This is a genomic window from Cupriavidus sp. R6-3 (assembly GCF_059772245.1).
The window spans coordinates 1-8,602 of the sequence record NZ_JCBAJO010000204.1; the positions used below are offsets into that span (position 1 = coordinate 1).

7 protein-coding genes are annotated in these 8,602 nt (G+C 69.8%); 2 read left to right on the plus strand and 5 right to left on the minus strand.

Translation table 11 applies throughout. The features are described from left to right. A partial coding sequence (locus AC6EI8_RS21390) for a TonB-dependent siderophore receptor (protein ID WP_498382804.1) occupies positions 1 to 2,011 on the plus strand: 2,011 nt, incomplete at its 5' end. On the opposite strand, the gene AC6EI8_RS21395 is transcribed toward AC6EI8_RS21390, so the two are convergent. Together AC6EI8_RS21395 and AC6EI8_RS21400 are read right to left on the minus strand one after the other, a co-directional pair. Further along, a complete protein-coding gene (locus AC6EI8_RS21395) occupies positions 1,995 to 3,086 on the minus strand; it encodes a flavin-nucleotide-binding protein (RefSeq protein WP_498382806.1) in 1,092 nt (363 codons plus the stop codon). The genes AC6EI8_RS21390 and AC6EI8_RS21395 overlap by 17 nt on opposite strands. A 27-nt stretch (positions 3,087 to 3,113) precedes the next feature. Then, positions 3,114 to 3,779: a glutathione S-transferase family protein gene (locus tag AC6EI8_RS21400; protein WP_498382807.1), complete on the minus strand. Its 666-nt coding sequence runs from the start codon at positions 3,777 to 3,779 to the stop codon at positions 3,114 to 3,116. A 164-nt stretch (positions 3,780 to 3,943) separates the two neighbouring features. Between AC6EI8_RS21400 and AC6EI8_RS21405 the strand changes: the two genes are divergently transcribed. Beyond that, positions 3,944 to 4,834: a LysR family transcriptional regulator gene (locus AC6EI8_RS21405; protein ID WP_498382808.1), complete on the plus strand. Its 891-nt coding sequence runs from the start codon at positions 3,944 to 3,946 to the stop codon at positions 4,832 to 4,834. Between the two features lie 68 nt (positions 4,835 to 4,902). Here the strand turns inward: AC6EI8_RS21405 and AC6EI8_RS21410 are convergent, their stop codons facing one another. From AC6EI8_RS21410 to AC6EI8_RS21420, 3 genes are all read right to left on the minus strand, one after another. Continuing rightward, on the minus strand, positions 4,903 to 5,898 hold the full coding sequence (locus AC6EI8_RS21410) for a Bug family tripartite tricarboxylate transporter substrate binding protein (RefSeq protein WP_498382809.1): 996 nt from the start codon (positions 5,896 to 5,898) through the stop codon (positions 4,903 to 4,905). Between the two features lie 61 nt (positions 5,899 to 5,959). Continuing rightward, positions 5,960 to 7,273, minus strand: coding sequence for a DUF1254 domain-containing protein (locus AC6EI8_RS21415; protein WP_498382810.1), 1,314 nt, complete (start codon positions 7,271 to 7,273; stop codon positions 5,960 to 5,962). Between the two features lie 21 nt (positions 7,274 to 7,294). Further along, positions 7,295 to 8,602 (minus strand): acetate--CoA ligase family protein (locus tag AC6EI8_RS21420; protein WP_498382811.1); only part of this gene is annotated, 1,308 nt, incomplete at its 5' end.

Sequence of the window (8,602 nt, forward strand, 5' to 3'; positions counted from 1 at the left end):
AACCGCGCTGAGCCCCGGCGTCGGCTTCGTCGCCAAGCGCAGCGCCGCCGGCACCAAGACCGACACGCCGCTCGCCGAGACGCCGCAGTCGATTTCGGTGGTCACGCGCCAGCAGCTGGACGACCAGAAGCCGCGCAGCGTGTCCGAGGCGCTGAACTACACGCCCGGCGCCTTCACCGCGCTGGTCGGCGCGACCAACCGCTACGACTACGTCGCGCTGCGGGGCTTCATCGACAGCAGCGTCGACAACTCGCTGCTCGACGGCCTGAAGGTACTGGGCGATCCCGGCAGCTACAGCTCGATGCAGGTCGACCCGTATTTCCTCGAGCGGATCGACGTGATTCGCGGTCCCGCCTCGGTGCTGTACGGGCGCGCCTCGCCCGGCGGCGTGGTCGCGCTGGCCAGCAAGCGGCCGCAGTTCGAGCGCGCCGGCGAGGCCCAGGTCACGGTAGGCAATCGCAACCGCTACGAGGCCGGCTTCGACGTGACCGGCCCGATCGACGACAACGGCGTCGCCGCCTACCGGATCACCGCGATCGGCCGCTCGATGGACACGCAGTACCGTCATGTCGAGGAAGAACGCTTCGCCATCGCGCCGTCGCTGCTGCTGAACATCAGCCCGGACACGCGCCTGCTGCTGCAGGCCTATCTGCAGCGCGACCCGCATGGCGGCTATCACGGCGCGATTCCGTCGGATGCCACCATCACCGCCGCGCACAACGGCCGCCGCATCCTGCGCAGCTTCTTCGACGGCGAGCCCGGCCACAACGAATTCACGCGCACGCAACGCATGGTCGGCTACCAGTTCGAGCATGCGTTCAACGACCGCTGGCAGTTCCGGCAGAACTTCCGCTATCTGTCGTCGGATGTCACGCTGCAGCAGGTCTACGGCTATGGCTGGGCCGGCCCCAACACGCTGACCCGCTACTACTCGGGCGCCAACGAGAGCCTGGACGCCTTCATCGTCGACAACCAGCTGCAGGGACAATTCGATACCGGTCCGCTCAAGCACACGCTGCTGTTCGGCGTGGACTACCAGCACCGCCATGTCGACGGCTGGTGGGAATCGGGCAGCGCCGCGCCGATCGACGCGTTCGATCCCGTCTACGGCAACGCGGGCCTGTCCGGCCTGTTCCGCGCCAATATCGACCGCAAGCTCGAGCAGACCGGCCTCTATCTGCAGGACCAGATCGCGTGGGATCGCTGGCGCCTGGTGCTCGGCGGCCGCCACGACATGGCCAAGGTCTCGAACCTCGGTTTCGGCGCCGCCTCGCGCTCGGAATGGGACGGTTCGAAGTTCACCAGGCGCGCGGGCCTGGTCTATCTGTTCGACAACGGCATCGCGCCCTATGCCAGCTATAGCGAGGGCTTCAACCCGAGCGGCAGCACCGCCCGCGACGGCAGCCTGTTGCCGCCGACCGAGAGCCGGCAGGTCGAGATCGGCGTCCGCTACCAGCCGCCGCGCAGCAGCACGCTGCTGTCGGCCTCGCTGTACGACCTGACGCAGGACAAGGTCGCGGCGCGCGTGCTGTCGACCCCGTACTACCAGCCGGCCGGCAAGGTCCGCTCGCGCGGGCTCGAACTGGAGGCGCGCTCGCGCGTGACCGACAAGCTGTCGCTGCTGGCCAGCTACACCTACACGCATATGCGCTACGTCGAGTCGCCAGAGGGCGTGGTCGGCAACACGCCGTACCAGGCGCCGCAGCACATGGCCTCGGTATGGGCCGATTATCTGGTGTTCCCCGGCTTCACCGTCGGCGCCGGCGCGCGCTATGTCGGCACCAGCTGGGCCGACAACGAGAACTCGCTGAAGGTGCCGTCGTACACGCTGGTCGACCTGATGATGCGCCTGGACCTGAGCCGCATCAGCCCGTCGCTGAAGGGCGCTGGACTGCGTGTCGCCGCCACCAATCTGTTCGACAAGACCTACGTGTCCTCGTGCGCCGGGCTGCTGAACTGCTACTACGGCGAAGCGCGCAACGTGATGGCGACGCTCACCTATCAGTGGTGATCAGCGGGTGATCAGCGGGTGATCGGTGGTGATCGGCCGCTGGCGCGGACCCGTTCGCGTACCCGTTCGCGGCCCGGTTCGCGGCCCGGTTCGCGGATCCATTCCCCGGCCATTCGCCGGTCTGCGCCAGCACCGGCGACATGCTGACGAGCCGCCCGCGCAGCGGCAGCACGCCCGGGCGCCGGATCACCTGCTCGACCCGCATCCGCACCAGCCGCTCCGCGCCCGCGTAGGCCTGCACCTCCGGCCCTTCCCAGACGATCTCGGCGCGGACCGCCACATGCAGCAGCGTGCCGGTCTCCCAATCGACGAACAGCAGGCCGGCGCGCGGGCTCGCGACCAGATTGCCGATCGTGTTGAAGTAGGCATTGCCGTTGAAGTCGGGCATCACCAGCGTGTCGTCGCCATCCACGCGCACGAAGCCCGGCTTGCCGCCGCGATGGGAGACATCGGCGCCGCCGCTGTGCGGTGCCTCCGGATCGCTGTGATGCGAGGCGATGAACAGCGTGTCGGCGCGCCGCACCAGCGCGATCGCCTCGTGGTCGAGCCGGTCCAGTACCTGCGGCTGGGCGACGCCCGCATCCTCTGACGGCACGTGCACCGGCAACAGCTCCCGCTGCTGGATATAGCGGGGGCAGTTGCCGAAGCTCTGCCGCACCTGCACCGTAAAGCCGGCTGCGTCGCGCCGGGCGATTACGCCATTGAGGCGATTGCGCCGGCGGGTCGGCAATTCGATGCCGAGCAGGCCAAGCTCGGCGCCATCGCGCAGCGCGCCATCGAGCGGATCGCCGGGCAGCGGCAGCGCATCGATGCGCAGCTGCAGCGGATCCAGCGCGTGCGCAAATCCCGGCGTCCCGGCCAGCATGGTGGCCCAGACGCCGCCATCGTCGGTGCGCGCGCCTGCCAGCATGAACGGCAGCTGCGCGAAAAACAGCCGGTGCTGTTCCAGCATTTCGCCGCGCACCACGCGGCGCCCTACCCCTTCCATCTGCTCACGCTTGCCGGCGCGCTGCTGCGCCAGGCGCTCGCCGCTGTGGAAGGGAGAGCCCTCGTAGGGCCAGGTCGGCAGTTCCATGATCGCGCTCCGCAATGACAGGTTGGTTCAGGCCGCTTGCGCAACAGGCATCGGCACGAAGCGCGGCAACGCCTCGACGCGCGCCAGCCACGCGCGGATCGCGGGATACGGCGCCAGGCTGACGCCGCCTTCCTCGGCGCGAGCGATATAGGCGTAGGCGGCGATGTCGGCCAGCGTCGCATGGTCGGCCGCGAGATACGGCGCGGCCGCCAGCAGCGGCTCCATCACCTCGAACAGGCGTGCGGCCTGCTGCCGCGCGTCGTCCACCGGCAAGTCACGGCCGAACAGCTTGGCGATGCGGGCGCGCGCCGGCCCATAGGCGATCTCCCCGGCGGCCACCGACAGCCAGCGCTGCACGGCCGCGGCCTGCACCGGATCGCGCGGCAGCCAGCGACCCTCGTGGTCGTAGCGCAGCGCCAGATAGACCAGGATCGCGTTGGAGTCGGCGATCACGGTGCCGTTGTCGTCCAGCACCGGAATCTGGCCGAACGGATTGAGCCGCAGGAAGGGCTCGGCCTTGTTCGCGCCGCCGCGGACATCGACCAGCTCGCAGCGGTAGGGCAGGTCGAGCAGCGACAGCAGCAGCTGGACGCGATGGCAATGGCCCGACAGCGGCACGTGATACAGGACCAGCGGGGCGGCGGGATGCGAGGGGGAGACCGGGGATGAGAGGGAGTTCAGGACAGCGGACATGGTCGGCTCCATTGACGGCAAGCGTCTGGAAGAGGTTGAAGACGTTGGAGAGGTTGAAGACCTTGAAGCGGTTGGCGAATGCCCGCATTGTGGTCGGCGACCGGTCCGCAATAAAGCGCGCCGAATGTATTTGACTACTCCGATAAATGGAGTAATGTCGCGCGATGGACAAACTTCGCGCGATGCAGACTTTCGTTTGGATCGTCGACAAGGGCAGCCTGACCGCCGCCGCGGCCTCCCTCGGCACCTCACTGCCCGCGGTGGTGCGCACGCTGGCGGCGCTGGAGGCCCATCTGCAGGTCCGCCTGCTGAACCGCACCACGCGCCGGCTGGCGCTGACCGAAGACGGCCGCAGCTACCTCGACAGCTGCCGGCGCATCCTGGCCACCATCGACGAGGTCGAGGCCGGATTGACGACGCGGCAGGTCGAACTCGCCGGCCACTTGACCGTGACCGCGCCGATGCTGTTCGGCCAGATGTATGTGGCGCCCGCGGTCACGCGCTTCGTGCAGCGCTATCCCGCGGTGCATTGCTCGCTGAACTTCGCCGATCGGGTGGTCGACCTGCTCGAGGAAGGGGTCGATGTCGGCGTGCGGATCGGGCCCCTGCGCGATTCGACGCTGATCGCGCAGCCGGTCGGCCGGATCCGCCGCGTGGTGGTCGCCACGCCGGCCTTCCTGCGCAAGCATGGCGTGCCGCGCCATCCGGAGGACCTGACGCGGCAGCCCTGCCTGCGCTTCAGCAATGGCAATCCGCACTGGTGGACCTTTCAGGACGATGGTCGCGTGTTCCAGGTGCCGGTCACCGGCAATCTGGAATTCAACCAGACCGCCCCGGCGGTCGCGGCCTGCGCGGCCGGCGCCGGCTTCGGCCACTTCCTGTCGTACCAGGTCGCGCCGCTGGTGGCCGAGAAAAAGCTGCGCATCGTGCTGGAGGACTACGAGCTGGCGCCGTGGCCGCTGTCGGTGCTCTATCCGCATGCGCGGATGCTGCCGGCGCGCACGCGCGCGCTGATCGACTGGCTCAAGGCCGATCTGGCGCCGCGCTTCCCATAGTGGCTGCGATCCCGCCGGCGATACTCGCACTGGCGGGGCCGATTATTCCTGCACGTTATTCCTGCACCTTATTCCAGCACCAGCCCGGTCCGCCGGATCAACTCGCCCCATTTGCGCACCTCGCCGTCGATGAACTGGCCGAAGGCCGCGCTGCTCATCGGCTCCGGCTGCAGGCCGAGCCCGTGCAGCTTCGCCCGGATGGCGGGGTCGGCAAACACCGCGCTGGCATCGAGATTGAGCTGGCGCACGATCGCGTCCGGCGTACCGGCTGGCGCCACCAGCCCGAACCAGCCGTAGCCGACCACGCCGGCATGGCCCTTCTCGGCGAAGGTCGGCGCGTCCGGATACACCGGGCTGCGCTGCTCCGACGCGACCGCCAGCACGCGCAGCTTGCCCGCCTTGATGAAGGGCAGCGCCGAGGTGATGGCGGTCAGCGTCGCGTCGACGCGACCCGCCAGCAGTTCGGTATAGGCGGTGGCATCGCCCTTGTAATGCACGGTCAGCGCCTTGAAGCCGGCCTGCGCGGCAAACAGCTCGCCGGTCAGGTGCGGCCCCGAGCCGATGCCCGGCGAGGCGAACGTGATGCCGTCCTTCTTCTCGCGCGCGAGCTTGACGAAATCGGCCAGCGTGCGCGCCGGCGAGGCGGCATTGACGATCAGGAAGACCGGCCCGACCACGCGCGGGCCGACCGGCTTGAAGTCCCTGGCGACGTCGTAGCGCTGTTTCAGCCCCGCCGCGGTGTTGATCGCGAACGGCGCGGCGGCCCACAGCAGCGTGTAGCCGTCCGGCGCCGCATGTGCAACCAGCTCGTTGGCCACGCGCGTACCGGCGCCCGGCCGGTTTTCGACTACGAACTGCTGCCCGTACTTCTGGCTCAGCGCGTCGGCCAGCACGCGCGCCGAGGTGTCGTTGGACCCGCCGGCGCCGTAGGGCGAGACCAGCTTGACGGGGCGCGAAGGGTAGCTGTCGGCGTGGGCGACCGGGGCCAGGGCAAGGCCGACGGCAAGCACCAAGGCGGCCATCAGACCTTTGGCGAGCCGGCCGCCGCGAAGGACATCAAGCATCCGAAAGACACGAAGGACACGAAAGCCATGGACTACATCGGAGCGCATCATCGCGGCCCCCTCAGGCGATCCGCCGCACGGGCGGAATGACGTACTGGCCCGCGATAAAGGCAGGGCTCGGGTGATAGAGGCGCAGGATCAGATAGAACGGTCCCGCCGGCGCCGGCAGCCAGTTGTCGATCGAAGCGGGACGCGCATGCGAGATCGCGATCGCCAGGCTGCCGTCGTCCTCGTAGCGCAGGCCCGGCGTGCGGTCGCCGATCGCATAACGGCCGATGGCGTTGGCGGTGAAGAAGCGGTCCTCGCCGTACAGCGACACCGACCAGAACGCCTGCGCCGGCGGCAGATGGCCCGCCGGGAAGCGCAACTCGTAAGTGCCGGCGCCGGTCAGCGGCTGCCCGTCGGCATCGAAGTCCGCCATCGCGTAGACCGCCTCGTCGGCGCGCAGCGCGCCCAATCCCTTCATCGCGGTGGTCGCGCGCATCAGCCAGTCGTCGCCGTAGACGCCGAGCTTCAGGCTGTAGCCCCAGCTCTTGCGTCCCTGGCTGCGCGTATGCGCCTCGATCAGATCCATGCCTTGCCGATAGGCGCTCACCAGGCCCGCCTGCACCGCCGGCCGCAGCGCGGCGATGTCGACCTCGTCCTCGAGCCGGATGCCCAGGCGCCGCAGCAGCGTCAGCAGGCCGTGCTCCTCCGGCGACGGCGGAAATTCCCGCAGCGCTTGGAACAGGTTGTGAAAGAAGTCGAGCGCGGCGTCGCCGGTCTCGCGCCACAGCCGCACGCATTGCGGCTGGCGCCTGATCGCCGGCGCATCGAGCCGGAAGCCCTGCTCGAACGCATGCGCGGCCGGCAGGTCCTGCTCGCCCTGTACCAGCACGCGGCCGATCAGCCAGACCAGCGACGTCGGACACGCGACCGCGCGGCCGGCACCCGCCTGCTGGCCGGGGCCGACCAGTTTCACCGCGGCGCCCTCGGCCGGCACATTGCGGGGCCCGAGATTCTCGAAGTTGTTGGTATGCGCGTCGAGCAGTTCGACCACGTAGTAGCGGTCCGGGTCGCTCAGCGGCGGCACCTGCAGCGTGACCGGACCGTCGGACAGGTCGATCCAGCCGCAGAAGTACAGCAGGTCGTTGGCCGGCGTGACGATGTCGCGGTCCTCGTGGGTCCATTGGCGCGTGCTGGCCGACAGCACGTTGACCGGCGCGCGGCCATAGCCGGTGGCGGCCTCGACCGAGGTCTGCACGCGGCAGGTGCGCAGCGTTTCGATCAGCGGGTAGCCGTAGATCACCAGCGGCAGCGCCGCGGCGGCGGTCAGGGCCTGCTGGGGGTTGTCGTAGACGGGGGCGGAGAAGATGGGGCTGGCGGGATGGTTCATCTCGGGTGCTCGCTTGGGGTTTCAATGCGCGTCGTGCCGCAGCGTGATGACGGCGTCGGCCGCCACCGGCCCGTCGGCCGTGACGATGAAGGGATTGATCTCCAGCGTGTCGAGCCGCGGCCCGATCGCGGCGGCGGACTGCGACACGCGCACCAGCACCTGCGCCACCTGTTCGAGCGGCACGGCCGGATTGCCGCGATGGCCGGCGAACAGCGCCTCGGCGCGGCTGTCGCGCAACATCGCCAGCGCGCGAGGCATCGACAGCGGCGCCAGTCCGAATGCCATCTGGCGGAACACCTCGACCGCGGTGCCGCCGATGCCGGCCAGCGCGACGAGCCCGAACACCGGGTCGCGCCGCACGCCGACCATCAGCTCGCCCCAGCCGCGCACCATGCGCGCCACCACCACGCCCTCGAAGGGCACCGGCGCACCGCCATGCCGGGCCGCATGCCGGCCGATCGCGTCGCGCACCCGCGCAAAGGCCGCGCGCACCGCATCGGCATCGTGCAGGTTCAACGCCACGCCGCCGACATCGCTCTTGTGCAGGATCTCGCGCGAGCACAGCTTGACCGCGACCGGATAGCCGAGCCGATCGGCGATGCGCACCGCCTCGCCGGCATCGCGCGCCAGACCGTGCGGGGCCACCGGCACGCCGGCCTCGGCCAGCAACTGCATCGCCTCGTGTTCGGACAGCGCGTTGGCGTCGGCGGCAATACGTGGCAACTGTGGCAACTGTGGCAAGGCCTCAGCCGCGGACTCGCCGCGGCTTTCCGCACCCTGCGCCGCCGCACGCGCCAGCGCGGCAACCGCTTCCATCGCATGCGCGGGCTCGCGGAACACCAGGCAGCCGTGCTGCTCCAGCCAGGCGCGGCGATCGTCGGCCACCAGCCCGCACAGCAGCAGCGGCGCGCTGGCGGTCGTCTCGTGCAGCGCGGCGACGGTGCGCTGCAGCTCGGGCCACAGCGCCGGTGCATTGGCGCCGGCGGCCAGGAACGCCACCACGCTGCCGTATTCCCCCCATTCGGCGACGTCGCGCAGCGCGTCCAGCAACACGCGCGGCTGGGCCACGATCTGGCCGGTCACGTCGATCGGATTGGCGGTGCTGGCGAACGGGATCGCGGCACGCAGCGCTTCAGCCGGGCCGGCCGGCATCGCAGGCATCGGCAAACCCAGCTGCTCGGCGCGATCGGCCATCATGATGCCGACGCCGCCGGACACGGTGACGATCGCCACCGGCGCCACCGCATCGGCGGCCAGGCCGCTGGCGCTGTGCCAGCGCGACGGCCGCCGGCCGCGCGACAGCACATAGCCGAGCCGGAAGAACGCTTC